The following is a 19,662-nucleotide window of genomic DNA, read 5'->3' as shown; positions in this document are numbered from 1 at the left end:
AACCTTTCAAAAAAACACTTTGCTTATTTGCTACATAAATAATATATAAACATCAAAAGAAAAGTGTTTTTTACTTAAATTAATTTAATTCAATACTTTAACTCAAAACTTTTAATTTGCAAAAGCCTGCGTTAAAGGTGGAACAACTTGTTTTTTACGAGAAACTACTCCTGGTAAAGCTACAGAGGAATCAACCAATTTTTTATCAAAAGCCTTTTCAAATAAAAGCTTGCATTCATCTGTACCGACAACAATTGCTTCAGAATTAGAATCTAAAATATTAGTTATAACAAGCATAAACATTTCATAATTATCTGATGCACTAGCATTTTGCATTTCTTTCATAAATGCTGCTTTTCTTTCCATAGCTTCAGGTAAATCTACAGTATTAATTTGTGCAATTCTAACAATATGACCATTTAATTCAAAACTTTTAGCATCTAAATTAATTAATTCTTTTTCAGTCTTAGATGCAATATTGGTACCAGCCTTTAGTAAGCTCAAACCATACTCTTGATAATCAACACCAGCTACTTTAGCTAAAAACTCGACAGCATTTTTATCATCTTGGGTAGTTGTAGGTGATTTTAATAATAATGTATCAGAAATAATAGCAGATAACATTATACCAGCTATATTAGCAGGAATTTCTACACCATTTTCCTTATACATTTTCCATACAACTGTACTTGTACAACCTACTGGCTCAGCACGATAGTATAATGGGTTAGCAGTATTGAAATTCATAATCCTATGATGATCAACGACCCAACTAACGTTAACTTGATCAATATCAGCTACACTTTGTTGTGGTTCATTATGATCAACTAGCATAACAGAATCCACTTCATTTTTAACTGTTTTTACTACCCTAGGTGCTTTAAAGCCAAACTTATCTAAGGCATATTGCGTCTCATCATTTGGATTACCTAATGCTACAGCTTCAGTATCATAACCTAATTTATTTTGTAAATATGAAAATGCAATGGCAGTACCAATCGCATCAGTATCTGGATTTTGGTGTCCAAAAATCAATTCTTTTGTCATATTGAAATTACTCCTTTTTTTAACGATACACTATTATTTTAAAATAACATTCAACTAACGTCTAGTAGAGATAATCAGCTAATCAAATAAATCACTAACATCATGCCCAAGTTCTTCGGCTAATGGCATACCTAATTTTAGAGCAACAGGTACACCATCAGAAGTAGTATCAACTACAAATGAGCCATTAGAATACCTATCTCCTACTGGATAATCGTTAGTTCTGATCTTAATCGTACGATCACTAGATGTTTTTATATTAATATCATGATTTTGAGTATATATAAGTGCAGCTACTATTCTATGTGGTTTAGTTTTGAGTTCACGCAATATCATACTACCACGTTTAGCACGCGTAAATTTATTTACCAAATCAACTTGCAATTGCTTAAAAGCTCCTCTTTGAGTAACAATTCCTAATTTGAGTGAATTCAAACATTTGGGATCAAAAGTTATAGCACTAACAACATAATCATCATCGTTTTTTAAATTAATTGATTTTACACCAGCTGCTCTAGGACCAACTAATGGAACTTCATTAACATCAAATCTTAATGCATATGCATTGTTGGTTACGAGCAATATTTCATTATCACTATCAGATTTTAATTGCTCTACCATTAATACATTGCTATGATCATCTTTTAATTTAATCACCATAATAGCTCTTGATTTATAAGTTCTAGTAGGTTGTAAATCGCTTAAAGCAACTTGCTTAATATAGCCATCATTAGTAGTAATTAAAAATGTCAAATCACTATTTAAATTATTAATATCAAATACACTGATGATTCTCTCATCATTAGTTAAAACTATTTCTTGAGATAAATGTTGTCCTGTCTCTCGCCATTTTGTATCAACTAATTCGTATACAGGCCTATAAATTAAATTGCCTTTATTGGTAAATATGTATAAATTACTCAAAGTTGATACAGTTTTATCAAAAATAACCTCATCACCACTAGGTAGCCCATTATCAGCACTATCTGTCGATTGATAAGAACGCAATGATGAGCGTTTCAAGTAACCATTGGCACTAACTAATACACGAACATCTTCTTCACTAAGCAATGCTTTTTCATCAATCTCTATTTTTTTGTATTGCTCAACTATTTGTGTTCTACGTGCTGATCCAAACTCTTTTTTTACATCTTCAAATTCTTTAACTATTACTGCTTCCAGTCGATTTTTATTATTAATAATATCTAAATAATCTAAAATATTAGCCTCTAATTGTTTCTTTTCAGATAGCAATTGATTAACATCTGTATTGGTCAATCTATATAATTGTAAAGATACAATTGCTTCTGCTTGTTTTTCTGTAAAGCTATAGTTATTCATCAAATTAACTTTTGCATCTTTTTTATCTTTAGATGCTCGAATAGTTTTGATGACTTGATCTAAAATATTTAACGCATAGATTAACCCTTCAACTATTTCTAATCGTTGTTTAGATTTTACTAAATCAAAATGTGTCCGTTTTAATACAACGCTTTTTTTATGTTCCAGATATGAAGATAAAATACGTTTCAATCCTAATTGAACAGGTGCCATGTAATCAATAGCCACCATATTAAAATTATAAGAAATTTGTAAATCTGTAGATTTAAATAAATAATTAAGAATATTTTCGCTATCTACTTCCTTTTTCAATTCAATAACTATTGATAAACCATGACGATCAGTTTCATCTCTAACTTCAGTAATACCATCAACATCTTTATTTAAACGAATTTCATCTATTTTTTTGACTAACATAGCCTTATTAACGCCAAAAGGTATTTCGGTAATTACAATTTGTGGTTTTTGTCCTTTAGTTACTTTAATCTTAGTTTTTGCACGAACTTGTATTCTGCCTCTACCAGTTTCATAAGCATCTTTAATGCCTTGATTACCAATGATTAACCCACCTGTAGGAAAATCTGGTCCTTTTATATAAGTCATTAATTCATCAATTTTAGCATCAGGATGTTTTATCAAATAAATTAATGCATCAAGAACTTCAGATAAATTATGAGGCGGAATTTCAGTCGCATAACCAGCTGAAATTCCAGTAGATCCATTTACCAGTAAATTAGGAAAATGGGCAGGTAAAACTGTCGGTTCATACTCTGTATCATCAAAGTTTAAAACCATTTGAACAGTATCTTTATCAATATCCTTCAGTAATAAGTTAGATATTTTGCTTAAGCGTGACTCTGTATAACGCATAGCTGCCGGTCCATCACCATCCATAGAACCGTTATTTCCATGCATTTCAATTAATGTTTGTCGCATTTTCCAATCTTGAGACAAATGTACCAATGCACCATAAATTGAACTATCTCCATGCGGGTGAAAATTACCCATAACATTTCCCACTGCTTTAGCAGCTTTCTTATATGCTTTGTCAAAGGTATTGCCATCTTTGTACATAGCATATAAAATTCTCCTCTGTACAGGCTTAAGTCCATCCCTAATATCAGGAAGTGCACGCTCTTGAATAATATATTTTGAATAGCGACCAAAGCGTTCACCCATAACTTCTTCTAAAGGCATTTCTTTAATTCGTTCATTAATTTTAGTATTAGTCATTAAAAATATTTATCCTCTTAAAATATTATTGATTTTCTAAAATAGATGCATCTTCACCTAATTTAAACTTGACATTTTCATCTATCCATTTTCTTCTTGCAGCTACTTTATCACCCATTAATGTAGTAACTCTACGCTCTGCTAATGCAGCATCATCTATCTTAACTCTAATTAAAGTACGAGTATTAGGATTCATCGTTGTTTCCCATAGCTGATCAGCATTCATTTCACCTAATCCTTTAAATCTCTGTAAAGAATAACCCTTACCAAATTCTTTAACATCCTTTTGCAACTCTTCATCTGTCCAAGAATACTTAATCTCTACATTCTTTCCTTGGCCTTTTTCCAATTTGTATAAAGGTGGCAATGCAATATATACACGTCCCGCCTCTATCATTGGTTTCATATAGCGATAAAAGAAAGTTAATAAAAGAATTTGAATATGAGCACCATCAGTATCTGCGTCAGTCATGATAATAATTTTATTGTAATTCGCATCAGCTATTTCAAAATCAGGTCCTACACCAGCACCTATGGTATGAATCATGGTGTTTATTTCTTCATTTTTAAAGATGTCTTGTAACCTAGCTTTTTGCGTATTCAATACTTTTCCACGCAACGGTAAAATAGCTTGGAATTTTCGATCACGACCTTGTTTAGCCGAACCTCCAGCTGAATCCCCTTCGACCAAGAATAATTCATTTTTTTCAGGATTTCTAGATTGAGCGGGAGTCAACTTACCAGATAAAACTTCTTTCTTTTTTCTTTTCTTACCAGATCTACTCTCATCTCTAGCTTTTTTGGCTGCTTCACGTGCCTCCCGTGCTCTTCGAGCTTTTTGAACTAATTTTTGAGCAAATTCACCATTTTCCATCAAATAATATGACAGTTGCTCATAAATAATATTATCAACTACACTTCTAGCTTGAGGTGTACCTAATTTTCCTTTAGTTTGACCCTCAAATTCCAATAATTCTTCAGGTATTTTAACAGATAAAACAGCACTAAGACCTTCTCTATAATCTGATCCTTCCAAGCCCTTATCTTTTGTCTTTAACAATCCTTGTTTCTTAGCATAATCATTAAATGCTCGTGTAAAGCCACTACGTGCTCCTGCTTCATGACTTCCACCATCAATTGTTCTAACATTATTAACAAAAGATACAACATTCTCAGAATAACCATCATTATATTGACCAGAAAATTCAACTTTAATATTGTCGATCTCGCCCTCAAAATAAAAAATATCTCCTATAGTATCTTTATCTTCATTTAAATAAGATACAAATGATTTGATTCCATCATCATAATAAAACTCATCTTTACGTTGAGGATCACGTTCATCAGTCAAAGTGAAACGAACACCTTTTAAAAGGAATGCAGCTTCTCTCAGTCTCTCCTGAATAGTTTCATATTTATAAATTGTAGTCGAAAATATCTTGGAATCAGGTTTAAAAGTAATCAATGTACCTGTTTTATCAGAAGTTGCTCCTAATTTTTTTAATGTTCCTACAGGCTTACCACCATCAACAAATTCTTCTTCAAAAGCTTGACCATCACGAACTACTCTAACTTTTAACCATTCTGATAGAGCATTAACTACAGAAGAACCTACACCGTGTAATCCTCCTGATGTTTGATAATTCTTTTCAGTGAATTTACCACCTGCATGTAACACTGTTAAAATAACTTCAATAGTAGGTAACCCTGATGCATGCATTCCTGTAGGCATTCCACGGCCGAAATCCTGTACCGATACTGAATTATCTGGATGAATAGTCACATTTATTTCCTTGCCATAACCTGCCATAGCTTCATCAACAGAATTATCTAATATTTCATATACTAAATGATTAAGACCTTGTCGATCAGTCGAACCTATGTACATACCTGGTCTTTTTCTAACTGCTTCCAATCCATGAAGTATTTGAATTGAAGAATCATCATACGTATTATTTAAATTAGTCAAACAATTTTTCCTCCATTTCAAATCAAACTCAATTAATTCTACACAATTTGGATAATTTTATAAATTTTGATAAAATAGTTTTATGTTTAATTGAGGTTGATGATAACATTATGTCTGTATTTAATTCTAATATTATATTATTTATTTTAGCATATTTATTAGGTTCATTTCCTAGTGGACTAATCGTTGGCCTAATATTCTTTAAAAAGGATATTAGAAACTTCGGATCAGGAAATATTGGTACAACAAATACATTTCGAATCTTAGGTCCTAAAGCAGGAATAGCTGTATTATTCGCAGATGTCTTTAAGGGATGGTTAGCAGTAAATATGTTTAAACTATGCCATATCCATGTTGTAAATTTGGTTTTACTGATAACAGGTTTATTAGCAATTTTAGGTCACACATTCTCCATATTTTTAAAATTTAAAGGTGGAAAAGCTGTAGCAACAATAGCTGGTGTTTTGTTTGCATATAACTTTAATTTTACTTTAGTATGTGCAACTATTTTTTTACCTATGATTTTTATCACTAGTTGTATTAGTTTATCTGCTCTAATATCTATTGTAATTATTTTTATTGTGTCCTTTTTATTTCATGACATTTATTTATCTATATTATTAGGATTTCTGGTTTTACTAGTCTATATTAGACATAGATCTAATATTATCAGGTTAATAAATGGAAAAGAAAATATTATCCCCTTTGGATTATTTTATTGGTATAGAAAAATAAAATAAAAAATTCTACTGTTCATCAGTAGAATTTTTTATTATTTTGTTTCATCATGAAATGCCATTGAAAATCCATTACTCCACGTTTGACCGGCAGCAACTCTATTCATACCTATTTTATCTTCTAATTTACCATTAGTATCTTTGGTATCTGCAATTCCCCACCATGGCTCTATACAAATATAATCGGCTGTAACAGGATATTGTGACCATAAACCAACATAAGGTGCATTATCGATGTGAACATTAATATGGTAATTACTTTTATCTGTCTTAATTGACACTTTTGTAGGATGATTATCTAACTGAAAAATCCAAGCGTCCTTTTCAAAAAGTTGATCATTAATTTCAAATAAAGAATTAGTAGAAACAAGTGATCTGTTCTCCCAATCTAGTAAAGGAGCTTCCAAAGGAATTCTTACATGATCAATTGAAGGATCAAATTTAAAATAATAGTCTTCCTTTTTCAAACCTTGGTTAGTTGGTAAATTAAATCCAGGATGACCACCAACACCGAAAATCATTTCTTCACTACCTGTATTAGTGACGATAAAATCTTCCTTAATCAAATTGTTAACTAAACTGTATTTAACCCTAAATTCAAAATCAAAAGGGTACTGTTTTTTAGTCTCTTCATCAGACTTTAATAACAAAGTTATTGATGTATCGTCTTGTTGATCAAGCTCAAATTCCTTTTTATGAGCGAAACCATGTTGTCCCAAATGATATGTTTTATTCTTATAGGTATATTGATCATTCTTTAATCTACCTACTATCGGGAATAAAACAGGTGCGTGCTGTGGCCAAACTTCTTTTTTAGCAGTCCAAATATATTCACATTTGCTATTATTGTCAACAACACTCTGTATCTCAGCCCCTAAAGTTGATACAGTTAAAGTTAAAAAACTGTTTTTTAATTGATATTCCATTACATTAACACCCTCTTTATAATATGAATTTCGTTAAATCCTTATTAGTAATAATATCGCCCAGTTTTTTATCAACATACTGTTCTGTAACGGTGATTTCACCCTCTGACATATCAGGACCATCAAATAAAATATCTTCAAGTAGTTTTTCTAAAATTGTAGCTAATCTACGTGCACCAACATTGTCTGTTCCTTGGTTAACATCATAAGCTATTTTAGCTAGTTTACAAATGGCTTCTTGCGTGAAAATAAGATTTATACCATCAGTCTTCAATAATGATTCATATTGCTTCAACAAAGAGTTCTTTGAATCTTTTAAAATCCTAACAAAATCAGATTCTCTTAAAGGATTTAGTTCAACTCTGATAGGGAAACGTCCTTGTAATTCAGGAATTAAATCACTTGGTTTGCTTTCAGCAAAAGCTCCAGCAGCAATAAATAATATATGTTCAGTATTAACAGGTCCATACTTCGTTGAAACTATTGAACCCTCAACAATAGGCAAAATATCTCTTTGAACACCTTCACGAGAAACTTGACCAGTAGTATTTTTATCACCTGCCACTGTTTTATCTATTTCATCTATGAAAATAATACCATTTTGCTGAGCTTGTACAACAGCCTTTTGATATAAACTATCATAATTAATAAGTTTTTTTGCTTCCTCTTGAATTAAAAGTTCGCGTGCATCTTTAACAGATAGTGTCCTTCTAACGCGTTTTTTAGGCATCAAACCACCCATTAAACTAGACATATCCATTCCCATTTGCCCTATCATGTCGTTCATTTGATTAGCTTTAGTAGCGGATTCAACATAAAGTGTAACTTCATGATTTTCCAACAAACCTTTTTTAAGCTTATCTGCAACAGATGCTCTTTTATCTATAATTTGATCATCTAATTCTTCATCGTCTTCATCGTCATCTTCATCATCCAAAGTGTCGGAAAAAAAGTCAACCCATCTCTCTGAAGGATCATCCTCTTCCTCTTCATCTCCGAAACCTGGCACTAATAATTTTATCAATCGATCATTGGCATGTTCAGTTGCTTCAATTTTAACTCGATCAAACTCTGCTTGTTCTGATATTCGGACGGATTCTTCTACCAAATCACGTACCATTGATTCAACATTACGTCCAACATATCCAACTTCTGTAAATTTTGTTGCTTCTACTTTTACAAAAGGTGCATTAACAATCTTAGCTAACCTACGAGCAATTTCTGTTTTACCAACTCCTGTGGGTCCCGCCATTAAAATATTTTTAGGTGTAATTTCTTGTTGCAAATCTTTTGGCAATTGCAATCTACGATAACGATTATATAATGCAACTGCTACAGCTTTCTTGGCAGAATCTTGTCCAATTATATAATTATCTAATAACTCTACTATTTGTTTTGGGGTTTTTACCATATAATCTCTCCTAAATTTCATCACTAGTTATTTTATCGTCTGTAAATACATCTATTCCTGCTGCAATCAAAACTGCTTCTTTAGCTATGTCACAAGCATCCATATCAGAACTATGTCTAATCATTGCTAATGCTGCAGCTTGTGCATAATTGCCACCTGAGCCTATAGCTACTACATCTTCATCTGGTTCCAATACTTCACCATTACCAGAAATTAATAGTAGATCCTGGTCATTAAATGCTATCATCATAGCTTGTAATTTAGCTAAGGTAGGATCTTTTCTCCAGCCTTGAGCCATCTCAACAGTAGACCTACGTAAATCTCCAGAATAAGTCTCTAGCTTACCCTCTAGCATATCTTGTAAACTTACTGCATCAGCAACACCGCCAGCAAAACCAACTACAACTTGGTTATGATATATACGGCGTACTTTTTTAGCAGTTGATTTTGCTATAACCTTTTCACCTAAAGTTACTTGACCATCTCCAGCAATTGCTATTTTTCCTTTATGTCTAACTGCACATATAGTTGTCATTTTTTATTTCGCCTCATTTTCTTTATTATCTCTAGGAAAATACTTATGATAAATATCACATAAATGTTGTTTAGTTACATGAGTATAAATCTGTGTAGTAGAAATAGATTCATGTCCTAATAATTCTTGAACAGTTCTCAAATCTGCACCATTATTCAGCATCTGCGTAGCAAATGTATGTCTCAACATATGTGGATGAACACTAGCAGATATACCAGCATTTAAAAAGATATTTTTAATAATATATTCTAGTCCTCGACTTGTTATCCTATTGCCATTAGAATTCAAAAAAACATATCCATAATCTGTTTTATGTAATAAAAGTTTTTTTCGAGCTTCCACAAGGTAGTTATTTAGAGCAGTCTTTGCTTCTTCTCCAAATGCAACATATCGATCCTTATTTCCTTTACCATGTACCAATATTAAATTCAATTCAAAATCAATTTGATCTAGTTTCAGGTTTGAAATTTCACTAACACGCATACCAGTTGCATAAAATAACTCTAACAAAGCCATATTACGCAAACCCAATGGCGTAGTCGTCGAAATAGATTTTAAAACCTTGACCATTTCGTCACTATACAAGAATTCAGGTAAATTTTTATGATTTCCCCTCAAACTAATTAATTCTACAGGATTAACGGGAATTATATTTCTCTTATTAAGAAATCTGTAAAACGAACGTAAAGTTGAAATTTTTCGACTTTGGGTGCTACGCTTATCTTTTTTTTGTGCTAAATATTGTATAAAAATTTCAATATCTCTTGATGATAATTTTAGCCAATCAATAAAACCACCATTTTCAACAAAAAAGGTTCGTGCCTCTGACAAATCGTCCATATACGCCTTACAAGTATTAATACTATAATTTCGCTCATTTTTCAAATAATTATAATATAATTTCAAAAAATCATCTGCTTGTTTCAACTTTATAGCCCAACTTTATTTTTAAACTCGTTTAATTCGTCTAATGCTATCTTAGATTGCATTAGATGTCTTTCTTGTTTGTTACGAATCTTCTTTTCCAACTGTGGCATCAACGAATAAGATGCATTCATTGGTTGGAAATTTTTAGCTGATGTAGATGTAATATAATTTGCCATTGATCCTATCGCTGTATTTTTTGGAAAAACAATAGGTGATTCACCGATAGCACGCAACGAAGCATTAATTCCAGCTACTAATCCAGAACCTGCACTTTCAACATATCCTTCTACACCTGTCATCTGACCCGCAAAAAATAAATTCTCACACAATTTTGTTTCATAAGTAGAATTTAAAACTTCCGGACTAGAAATATATGTATTACGATGCATCTTTCCATATCGAACAAATACTGCATTGGCTAACCCAGGTATCAATGAAAATACTCTTTTCTGCTCACCAAATTTCAAATGCGTTTGAAAACCAACAATATTATACATTGAAGCAGAAGCATTATCTTGACGTAACTGTACCACAGCATAAGGTAATTTGCCTGTTTTTGGATCTTCTAACCCTACTGGTTTCAATGGGCCAAATAACATCGTTTTTTCTCCACGCTTTGCCATTACTTCAATAGGCATGCATCCTTCAAAAACATTATTTTTTTCAAACTCATGTAATTCAGCAGTCTCTGCAGTAATTAAATTGTTATAAAAATTAACAAACTGTTCTTTATCCATTGGGCAGTTTAAATATGCAGCTTCGCCTTTATCATAGCGAGATTTTTTATAAACAATGTTATAATCTATCGATTCTGCAGTAATAATAGGAGCAGCAGCATCAAAGAAATGCAATGACTCACTACCACAGAATTCTTTTATTTTCGTTGCTAGCGAATCAGATGTTAGCGGACCTGTAGCAATAATATTAATTCCTTCTTTAGGAATATCCTTAATTTCCTCATTATGCACATGTACATTAGGCAATTCATTAATTATTTGCGTAATCTTTTTACTAAAACTATCTCGATCTACTGCCAAAGCACCACCGGCTGGAACAGCAGTTTCATCTGCTACTCTCATGATCAAAGAATCTAATTGTCGCATTTCTTCTTTTAATAAACCTACCGCATTAGACAACTGATTTGATCGCATAGAATTTGTACAAACTAACTCGGATAAATTGCCAGTTTCATGAGCAGGTGTCATTTTAACAGGTCTCATTTCATATAAGTCAACTTCAATTCCACGCTTGGCCAATTGCCAGGTTGCCTCACTACCAGCTAATCCGCCTCCAATAACCGTAACCTTTTCAGGCATAAACAAATCCTTTCTACCACTAATACCATATCAATCAAAAATCTGGCAACTAGTTACTTTCTTCTTGATCTTCCCTATAATCACCATTAGGACATAAAACAAGCAAGCCTTTTTTAGTTTTCTTTTGAACGAGAAAATGACCATCATTTGGGCAAGTTCTAGCAATAGGCTGATCCCATGAAACAAAATCACAATCAGGATAATTGGAACATCCGTAAAACTTGCGATTTTTTTTGGATTTTTTCTCAATAATATCGCCCTTACCACACTTAGGACAAACAACCCCAACTTTTTTAGTAATAGCTTGTGTATTCCTACAATCAGGGAATCTTGAACAAGCATAAAATTTACCATACCTACCTAATTTGATAACCATAGGTGCACCGCAAACTTCACAATCAAACTTAGCATCTTCATCTTTTATTTGAATTTTTTCCATTTGATCATCAGCTTTAGCTAATTCTTTGGAAAAAGGTTGATAATATGCATCAACAATCTTCACCCAATCTTTTTTTCCAACTTCAACACTATCAAGATCATTTTCCAGTTGTGCCGTAAAATCGACATTAACAATGTCTGGGAAAAATTTCTCAATTAATTTATTAACTATCTCTCCCAATTCTGTAGGAACAATAGATCTTCCTTCTAATTTTACATAATACCGTTTTTGAATAGTATCTATAGTTGGTGCATACGTAGATGGTCGGCCAACACCATTCTCCTCTAACGTATGAACTAAACTAGCTTCAGTATACCTTGCAGGAGGTTGCGTAAAATGCTGATCTGTTGACATTTTGACTAAATCTACTAACTCTCCTTCTACTAATTCGGGTAAATCTTTGTTTTTTTCGGAATTGGAGTCATAAACTTTAGTAAATCCTGCAAATTTCAATTTCGAACCAGTAGTTCTAAATGTAACATCATTTTGAACTATATCAGCTCTTACAGTATCATAAATTGCTGCATTCATCTGGCTAGCAATAAATCTAGACCATATCAAATTATATAAACGATACTCTTCTGGTGTAAGATAATCTTTTATAGACTCAGGTGTTCTAAAAGCAGAAGTTGGTCTAATAGCTTCATGTGCATCCTGTGCATCCCCATCATTTTTGAAATTTTTAGGATTATGTGCAGCAAAAGCATCCCCAAATTCACTTTTAATAAAATCAGCTGCTTCCTGTTTAGCAACGTTAGCAATACGTTTAGAATCAGTTCGCATATAAGTAATTAATCCTACACTACCTTTGCCCAAATTAATTCCTTCATAAAGTGATTGAGCAATCCGCATAGTTCTATGTGTTCGATAACCCAATCTTTTATTTGCTTCTTGTTGCATTGTTGAAGTAGTAAATGGTGCAGCTGCTTGTCTCTTGCGTTCTTTTTTGATCACTTGAGTAACTTCAAAAGGCTGTTTTTTGTCAATTTTAGCTAAAATTTTTCTAACGTCATCATTATTGGTCAAATCAATTTTTTTACCAGCTAATCCATAAAAATCACCATTAAACGTTGATTTTTGCTCATTTTTTTTGAAAGTTGAAGAAATAGTCCAATACTCTTGAGGAACAAAATTAAGAATTTCCTTTTCTCTATCAATTACCAATTTTAATGCAATGGATTGAACTCGTCCTGCTGATAAGCCTTTTTTAACTTTTGCCCATAAAATAGGAGATATAGAATACCCTACAAGTCTGTCTAAAACACGTCTAGCTTGCTGAGCATCTACAATATTCATATCAATAGCCCTTGGTTCTTTAAAGGCAGCTTTAACAGCATCTTTAGTAATTTCATTAAATGCTACACGATTCATATCTTTGGGATCTAAGCCTAAAATATGTGAAATATGCCAAGCAATCGCTTCACCCTCACGATCCGGGTCAGAAGCCAGATATACATTTTTGGCTTTTTTGGCTTCAGCTTTTAATTCCTTAATGGTAGAACCTTTTCCTCTAATAGAAATATATTTGGGTTCATAATCATTATCAATATCAACGCCCATTTGAGACTTAGGTAAATCACGTACATGACCCTTAGATGCAATAACATGATAATTACATCCTAAATATTTTTCAATTGTCTTAGCTTTGTGCGGTGATTCAACTATCACCAAATTCTTCTTTACTTTAGCAGTAGGCATACTCCTAATTGACCTTCCCTTAATTATATTCTATAAACTATAAATTACCAGAAAACTATTTCTTGTCAACTATATAGTATCATCCAAGAAATAATCAATAACTGGTACAGCACCAGCAGCAATTAATTCGTTTGGTCCTTCAGATAAATTACTATTTATAGGTCCTGGAACAGCAAAAATATTACGATTAGCTTCTAAGCCTAAATTAGCAGTTATCAAAGAGCCGGATTTTTTTCGTGCCTCTGTTACTAAAATATTTTCACTCAAACCTGCTAATATCCTATTTCTTTCTGGAAATCTAAATGGTAAAGGCGGTGTATCTGGTAAATATTCACTTAATACTAGTCCTTTTCTAAAAATTTCTTGTTGGAGACCTTCATTTTGATGAGGATAAAAATAATTAAGTCCATTACCTATTACAGCAATAGTATCCCCGTGATTAGCTAAAGTTAATCGATGAGCTAATTCATCAACTCCTTTGGCCAATCCACTAGCAATTACCCAACCATCTTGTATTATATTTGGTATTAATCTCTGCAATACCTGTTCACTATACTTAGTAGGTGTCCTAGAGCCTACTATAACAGTAATTCTCCTCTGCAATAAATCTAAATTACCTCTAGCAAATAAAACTAAAGGTGGATTATATATTTCTTTTAAGCATTCAGGATATATATCATCAAATATAGTTATAACATCACATTGACTACAAATTTTATCTATTAATTTAGAATAATTTTCATTATCAAACGCAGATAAAACAAGACCTCTTAATTCAAAATCAATATTTAATTCATTAATTAGTTGATATGTTATTTCCTTTTCTGAACTAAGTTGAAAAAGAATCTTATACATATTTTTATAGCCAATCTTTTTTTGCAATTTTAGTCGTAAACACAATTCTTTAATATTCATAAAAACCCCTTAAAATATTTACGCTAAAAAGTGGAGTTTTCATTTATATTATCTATAAGAACTAACTGGTTCAAAACTGAAACGATGGATAGGTGTAGGACCATATTGTTTTAATGCAGACAAATGTTTGGCAGTACCATAACCAGCATTATGAGCAAAATCGTATTCCGGATAAAGCTCACCATACGCATCCATCAAACGATCACGAAAAACTTTCGCTACAATACTTGCTGCTGCAATAGAATTTGACTTACTGTCTCCTCTAATCAATTTTAGTTGTGGTAAATCTACAGGGACATCCATAGCATCTACCAGTAAAGCATCAGGTTTTACCTTCAATCCTTTAACTGCACGTGCCATAGCTACTCTATCTGCTTCGTATATATTGATTTTATCAATTAAATCATTATTAGCTAGACCAACGCTCACACACACTGCCTTGTCTAAAATCATTGGAAATAATTCATTACGTTTTTTAGGTGTTAATTTTTTAGAATCATTAACATCTATCAAATCGAAATTTTTATCCAAAATAACAGCAGCTGTCACAACTGGACCAGCTAAAGGTCCTCTACCAACTTCGTCTACACCAGCAACTAATTTGTTTTGACACCAAAATTCTTTTTCATAAGAAAATCTTGTTTTAAATTCTAAAAATGCCTTTTCTTTTTTAGCTTTTTGCATTTTGTAGCTTTTAACTAAACGTTGAACGCCTTGTCTGGAATCATTCTCTAATTTTATTAAAAGATCAGTAGACACATCACCAGAAGACAACAATTTTTTTATTTCAGCAATTGTCATGGTAGATCAAAAGTTATCCTCCCTATTTTGCCTTTACGTAGACGTTGCAAAAAGAAAATCGAAAAACGTTCATAATCATCACGCATTCCAAACAACTGTGTCATAGCTAGCAACAAATCAATATCATTTATTTTTTCTATTTTTTCGGCACTAGTTTTACAAAAGTCAACTAATAAATCTAAATATTGTTCTCTTAAGTATTTTAAAACAAAAATTGATACATCATCAGCATGAAATACGCTATCTTTAATAGCACCGCAAGCAGCTAATTTTAAGCCTATATTTCTATCATCAAATTTGGGCCATAAAATACCAGGAGTATCTAATATTTGAATATTTGTATCGGTTTTCAACCAATTTTGCCCCCTAGTGACACCAGGTTTATCTCCTACAATAGTTGCATTTCTACCAACTAATCGATTAATAATAGTTGATTTACCGCAGTTTGGAATTCCAGCTATAGCAACTTTAATCACAGGTTCTTTAGCTCCCTTGGCTATAATTTTATCTACCTTATCTTTTGTAGCAATTTTAATCAATTTAATTAAACCAGACATATTATTACTATGCTGTGCATCCATAGGTAAAACAAGTATTCCTTGTTTCTGAAAAAACTTCACCCATGCTTTGGTCTTAATTGCATCAGCTAAATCTGCTTTATTCAAAATTATTATGTGAGCCTTATTAGCAATCAATTTGCTAATCATTGGATTTTTGGAAGACATCGGCAATCTTGCATCTAAGACTTCTATTATGACGTCAATTAAATCTAATTTATCTTCTAATTGATTTTTTGCCTTATTCATATGACCTGGATACCACTGAATATTAGCCATTATCATTCTCCTTTCATAATAAGTATAAAACTAATTTATTACACAAGATTTTATTTTATTTAAATTAAATCAAAAAATAAATTACTACCATAAAAAATAGTCGAACACCGAATATTATATCACTTATTTTTTACTTTGTCTGTTATTAAGCATTATAGCTAACACGACTTAATTATATTATAAAAGAATCTCAAATAAGCCCTTTAATGGAAATTAAAAATCAATTGATAACGCTTTGGATACAGTCACATCATCATTATAAAATTTATTATATGCTGCTACATAAAGAGCATATCTAATATCTTTATTCACTATTCCAGTAACTTTAAGATTATTGTCTTTTTGAAACATTTTAACTGAATTCAAAGTAGCATTGTCATACACACCGGTTAAATTATTAGATAAGTAACCTAATGCCATTAAATATTTTTGCAAAATTGCAATATCCAACCCCATCATATTGTATTTGAGCAAAGTATTAGTTTGAAATTTAGGTAGATTTTCAATAGCAGAAACAGGTGTCTCATAAGTAGGCTTAATACCACGCTTATTAATCCATTTTCCTCTAGGTGTCAGCCATTTTGCGATAGTAAACTTATACTCAACATTATCATCGGCTCCAACTTGTTGTACTGTACCCTTACCAAAACTATGTTGACCAACAGTAACAGCACATCGATTATCCACTAAAGCTGCAGTAAAAATCTCACTAGCACTGGCTGTATGCTGGTTAATTATAATTATCGGTTTTAACTTTGTTCTAAAATTATTCGATAATTTTTTATTTGAACGAATAATTTGGTGCTCATTTCTGCCTTCATATTTCATTATAATTTTTCCATATGGTACAAAATATGCCGCACAAGTCATAGCCTGCTCCATAATACCACCTGGATTATTACGCAAATCAATAATTAGTTTCTTTGAATGTAATACTTTTGCATTCTTAAGTGCTTCCCTTAGATCTTTAGCTGTATTAACATCAAATTGTGATATAGCAATGATTGTAGCTGAACCTTTTTGTCTAACTGATACTGTAGATTGCTTGATATTGGCTCTAACTATAGTTACATCAAATTTTTTATTATTACGTATCAAAGTTAGAGTAACTTTAGTTCCTATTTTGCCTCTAATCATTTTGGATAATTCCATGAAATTTCTAGCATCTACATTTTTACCATTGACGCCAATAAGTTCATCATTCACCTTAATATGAGCCTTAAAAGCAGGTGTATCACGTAACACTGAGCAAATAACGATTTTATTATGAAAAACTTGCATCTCTACTCCAATGCCACCAAAGCTATTACCAGTCAAAACACCATTAATTTGCTTTAAATGATTGCCTTCTAATTTTTGTGAATATGGATCACTTAAACTATTAAGCATTCCGTCAATTGCACCAGATATCAATCTTTTATCGGAGATATCACAATAGTATGTTTTCTTTAATTTTTGATAAAAATTATTTATTTTGCCCAAAGGCGATTTTTGCTGATAAATAGTCATTGCACTGTATGTAGATATACAGCCCAGAAAAATTCCTATTAATCCTACAATAAACAAATACTTATATTCAGATAGCTTTTTTTTCATAAAATTACATCATCTTTTCCTGATACATTTGATAAGCCCGATCAAAAATGGTCATACTAACCAGATAGGTTGCATTAAGTTCCAAATATTCCGATAATTTTTCATAATCCTGTTCTTGTCTAGGAAAACTACTGTCAAATTCCGCATTATTGGCAAATTGCACTACTTCATCAGTAGAATTATGATCTCGCAAGGTCATTAAAAACCTATAAAAACTTTCATGATATGCCATAAACATACCTACTCCGTATAATAAATAATTGCAATAGCACCACTACCAGCATGCGAACTTATTATCGGACTGGTAATATTACTTAAAACATTAATATCTGAATTAATTAAATGTATCTTCTCAGCAATTTCTGCTGCAATATCAGGAGTATCAACGTAAGATATACCCACTTCAGAAATTCGATTTTTATTTGCCTCGATATCTGCTAATACCCTTTCTTCAAAATCTTTAAAGAATTTTTTTCCACGACCTTTTTTATATACAGACAATTTTCCATCTGTCATCTGCAAAACTAATTTAATATTTAACAATGTGGCAATCTTACCAGAAATAGAGCCCAATCTTCCACCCTTGATTAAATTATCCAAATTAGAAACCATCATCTCTAAATGCTGATTTTTCTTAATAGCTTCAATATGCAATTTAATTTCTTGTAAAGTCTTACCTGCTATAAGATCTTTAGCAGCAGCTAACACTTGCAACCCTAATGCACGGTCAGTCAACCCTGAATCAATAATAGTAATATTATCACCAAGATTCAGCAAATCAGCTGCTTGTTTAGCAGCGGAAATCGTACCACTTAAACTTTGAGTTAAAAAAATACCAAGTATATGACTACCATCAGATGCTAAGTCCTTAAAGACATCTTCAAATAATCCAATAGAAGGTTGACTTGTTTTAGGTAGTTCATCAGCAGATAACATTTTCTTTACAAAGTCTTCTCTACTGATGTCAACGCCATCAGTGTATGTCTTATCAGAAAAAGTTATTGATAGTGGAACTATATGGATATCATATTTATTAATTTCATCTATTGTCAATTGAGCAGAGGAATCTGTAACTATTTTTATTTTTTTCATCTAAGGTCCTTCATTTCGTAACATAAAATGTATTTATGTCAATATATTATGTTAAAATTTATCTATCGATATAACTATTAGTATATCAAAAAAAAAGATTTTAAGTGAGAAAGGTGGAATAATTTTATGACCTTCAAAAAACTATGGGAGGAACCTAAAAACGTATCAACAAAATACTTTATTTTAAATAATGTTTTTAGTGCAATAACTCACTGTATAGGTTTTGGATTAGCAATTGCAGGATTAGTCATTTTAATAATACGATCAGCAAGTACAGGTAATGCGATAAGAGTTGTCTCATTTACTATTTTTGGTACTAGTTTAGTCATCTTATATTTATTTTCTACTTTATATCACAGTCTAGTATTTACTAAAGCAAAAAGAATTTTTCAAATATTTGATCACTCTTCAATTTTCATTTTAATTGCTGGTTCTTATACACCATATGCATTAGTAATGATCGGTGGCTTTAAAGGCTGGCTTTTATTTGGAATTATCTATACGCTAGCAGTAATCGGAATTTTATTTTGTATATTTAACAAGGGTAAGCGACCATTGGGCGAGATAATTTTATATATCGCCATGGGATGGACAGCATTGACATTTGGTAATACGATTTTTCCTCTACTTGGAAAAAGTGGATTTTTACTTCTATTGTCAGGCGGTCTTGCTTATACTATAGGTGCTTTATTGTACACAATGAAAAGAATTCCATATATTCATGTCATATGGCACTTATTCGTCATATTAGGTTCGGCATTAATATATTTTTCAATTCTATTATATGTTTGATTTAAGCTATAAATGAAAAAACTTGATCAGCTATGAGTGACTCTCCTTATA

At 31.8% G+C, this 19,662-nt stretch carries 17 protein-coding genes; 2 read left to right on the top strand and 15 right to left on the bottom strand.

Going from position 1 to position 19,662, the window contains the following annotated elements:
• Positions 1-111: 111 nt before the first annotated feature.
• The 3 genes from G6Z82_RS03220 to parE form a co-directional block, all read right to left on the bottom strand.
• Positions 112-1,047 (bottom strand): manganese-dependent inorganic pyrophosphatase, encoded by a 936-nt coding sequence (locus G6Z82_RS03220; RefSeq protein ID WP_006735116.1) that lies wholly within the window; start codon positions 1,045-1,047, stop codon positions 112-114.
• Between the two features lie 78 nt (positions 1,048-1,125).
• Entirely contained in the window at positions 1,126-3,621 is a 2,496-nt protein-coding gene (gene parC, locus G6Z82_RS03215) for a DNA topoisomerase IV subunit A (protein ID WP_164785788.1), read from the bottom strand.
• 25 nt (positions 3,622-3,646) lie between these two features.
• Positions 3,647-5,590 carry a DNA topoisomerase IV subunit B gene (gene parE, locus G6Z82_RS03210; protein ID WP_164785787.1) on the bottom strand — a complete coding sequence of 648 codons (1,944 nt, stop codon included), beginning with the start codon at positions 5,588-5,590 and terminating at the stop codon, positions 3,647-3,649.
• Positions 5,591-5,700: 110 nt separating this feature from the next.
• Between parE and plsY the strand changes: the two genes are divergently transcribed.
• Positions 5,701-6,330, top strand: coding sequence for a glycerol-3-phosphate 1-O-acyltransferase PlsY (plsY, locus tag G6Z82_RS03205; RefSeq protein WP_006732148.1), 630 nt, complete (start codon positions 5,701-5,703; stop codon positions 6,328-6,330).
• A gap of 32 nt (positions 6,331-6,362) precedes the next feature.
• On the opposite strand, the gene G6Z82_RS03200 is transcribed toward plsY, so the two are convergent.
• From G6Z82_RS03200 to G6Z82_RS03145, 12 genes are all read right to left on the bottom strand, one after another.
• Entirely contained in the window at positions 6,363-7,253 is an 891-nt protein-coding gene (locus G6Z82_RS03200; protein ID WP_006729963.1) for an aldose 1-epimerase family protein, read from the bottom strand.
• 16 nt (positions 7,254-7,269) lie between these two features.
• Entirely contained in the window at positions 7,270-8,664 is a 1,395-nt protein-coding gene (hslU, locus tag G6Z82_RS03195; protein ID WP_006731936.1) for an ATP-dependent protease ATPase subunit HslU, read from the bottom strand.
• A 10-nt stretch (positions 8,665-8,674) separates the two neighbouring features.
• Positions 8,675-9,199, bottom strand: coding sequence for an HslVU peptidase proteolytic subunit (gene hslV, locus G6Z82_RS03190; RefSeq protein WP_102215202.1), 525 nt, complete (start codon positions 9,197-9,199; stop codon positions 8,675-8,677).
• Positions 9,200-9,202: 3 nt separating this feature from the next.
• Positions 9,203-10,126, bottom strand: a complete 924-nt coding sequence (gene xerC, locus G6Z82_RS03185; protein ID WP_102215201.1) for a tyrosine recombinase XerC — start codon at positions 10,124-10,126, stop codon at positions 9,203-9,205.
• 2 nt (positions 10,127-10,128) lie between these two features.
• On the bottom strand, positions 10,129-11,442 hold the full coding sequence (gene trmFO / locus G6Z82_RS03180) for a methylenetetrahydrofolate--tRNA-(uracil(54)-C(5))-methyltransferase (FADH(2)-oxidizing) TrmFO (RefSeq protein ID WP_006738382.1): 1,314 nt from the start codon (positions 11,440-11,442) through the stop codon (positions 10,129-10,131).
• Positions 11,443-11,491: 49 nt separating this feature from the next.
• Entirely contained in the window at positions 11,492-13,579 is a 2,088-nt protein-coding gene (gene topA / locus G6Z82_RS03175) for a type I DNA topoisomerase (RefSeq protein WP_164785786.1), read from the bottom strand.
• Positions 13,580-13,648: 69 nt separating this feature from the next.
• On the bottom strand, positions 13,649-14,494 hold the full coding sequence (gene dprA, locus G6Z82_RS03170) for a DNA-processing protein DprA (protein WP_006731930.1): 846 nt from the start codon (positions 14,492-14,494) through the stop codon (positions 13,649-13,651).
• Positions 14,495-14,542: 48 nt separating this feature from the next.
• Complete coding sequence (locus G6Z82_RS03165; RefSeq protein WP_006731927.1) at positions 14,543-15,295, bottom strand: ribonuclease HII; 753 nt, start codon at positions 15,293-15,295, stop codon at positions 14,543-14,545.
• A complete protein-coding gene (gene ylqF, locus G6Z82_RS03160) occupies positions 15,292-16,131 on the bottom strand; it encodes a ribosome biogenesis GTPase YlqF (protein ID WP_006731946.1) in 840 nt (279 codons plus the stop codon). The genes G6Z82_RS03165 and ylqF overlap by 4 nt, the downstream gene beginning before the upstream one ends.
• Before the next feature lie 213 nt (positions 16,132-16,344).
• Positions 16,345-17,727, bottom strand: a complete 1,383-nt coding sequence (locus G6Z82_RS03155; RefSeq protein WP_102695367.1) for a S41 family peptidase — start codon at positions 17,725-17,727, stop codon at positions 16,345-16,347.
• Between the two features lie 4 nt (positions 17,728-17,731).
• Positions 17,732-17,959: a YozE family protein gene (locus G6Z82_RS03150; RefSeq protein ID WP_006731940.1), complete on the bottom strand. Its 228-nt coding sequence runs from the start codon at positions 17,957-17,959 to the stop codon at positions 17,732-17,734.
• An 8-nt stretch (positions 17,960-17,967) separates the two neighbouring features.
• Positions 17,968-18,819: a DegV family protein gene (locus tag G6Z82_RS03145; protein WP_006731914.1), complete on the bottom strand. Its 852-nt coding sequence runs from the start codon at positions 18,817-18,819 to the stop codon at positions 17,968-17,970.
• A 126-nt stretch (positions 18,820-18,945) separates the two neighbouring features.
• On the opposite strand from G6Z82_RS03145, the gene trhA reads away from it, so the two are divergent.
• Positions 18,946-19,611: a PAQR family membrane homeostasis protein TrhA gene (gene trhA / locus G6Z82_RS03140; protein WP_006729975.1), complete on the top strand. Its 666-nt coding sequence runs from the start codon at positions 18,946-18,948 to the stop codon at positions 19,609-19,611.
• The last annotated feature ends 51 nt before the right edge of the window (positions 19,612-19,662 follow it).

It is taken from the genome of Lactobacillus iners (assembly GCF_011058775.1).
Classification (GTDB): domain Bacteria; phylum Bacillota; class Bacilli; order Lactobacillales; family Lactobacillaceae; genus Lactobacillus; species Lactobacillus iners.
This window is presented reverse-complemented; position numbering and strand designations above follow the sequence as displayed.

Coding starts and splice junctions, on each gene's coding strand:
- G6Z82_RS03220 (WP_006735116.1), bottom strand. CDS start 1,047: ATGACAAAAGAATTGATTTTTGGACACCAAAATCCAGATACTGATGCG.
- parC (WP_164785788.1), bottom strand. CDS start 3,621: ATGACTAATACTAAAATTAATGAACGAATTAAAGAAATGCCTTTAGAA.
- plsY (WP_006732148.1), top strand. CDS start 5,701: ATGTCTGTATTTAATTCTAATATTATATTATTTATTTTAGCATATTTA.
- G6Z82_RS03200 (WP_006729963.1), bottom strand. CDS start 7,253: ATGGAATATCAATTAAAAAACAGTTTTTTAACTTTAACTGTATCAACT.
- hslU (WP_006731936.1), bottom strand. CDS start 8,664: ATGGTAAAAACCCCAAAACAAATAGTAGAGTTATTAGATAATTATATA.
- hslV (WP_102215202.1), bottom strand. CDS start 9,199: ATGACAACTATATGTGCAGTTAGACATAAAGGAAAAATAGCAATTGCT.
- trmFO (WP_006738382.1), bottom strand. CDS start 11,442: ATGCCTGAAAAGGTTACGGTTATTGGAGGCGGATTAGCTGGTAGTGAG.
- topA (WP_164785786.1), bottom strand. CDS start 13,579: ATGCCTACTGCTAAAGTAAAGAAGAATTTGGTGATAGTTGAATCACCG.
- dprA (WP_006731930.1), bottom strand. CDS start 14,494: ATGAATATTAAAGAATTGTGTTTACGACTAAAATTGCAAAAAAAGATT.
- G6Z82_RS03165 (WP_006731927.1), bottom strand. CDS start 15,295: ATGACAATTGCTGAAATAAAAAAATTGTTGTCTTCTGGTGATGTGTCT.
- ylqF (WP_006731946.1), bottom strand. CDS start 16,131: ATGGCTAATATTCAGTGGTATCCAGGTCATATGAATAAGGCAAAAAAT.
- G6Z82_RS03155 (WP_102695367.1), bottom strand. CDS start 17,727: ATGAAAAAAAAGCTATCTGAATATAAGTATTTGTTTATTGTAGGATTA.
- G6Z82_RS03150 (WP_006731940.1), bottom strand. CDS start 17,959: ATGGCATATCATGAAAGTTTTTATAGGTTTTTAATGACCTTGCGAGAT.
- G6Z82_RS03145 (WP_006731914.1), bottom strand. CDS start 18,819: ATGAAAAAAATAAAAATAGTTACAGATTCCTCTGCTCAATTGACAATA.
- trhA (WP_006729975.1), top strand. CDS start 18,946: ATGACCTTCAAAAAACTATGGGAGGAACCTAAAAACGTATCAACAAAA.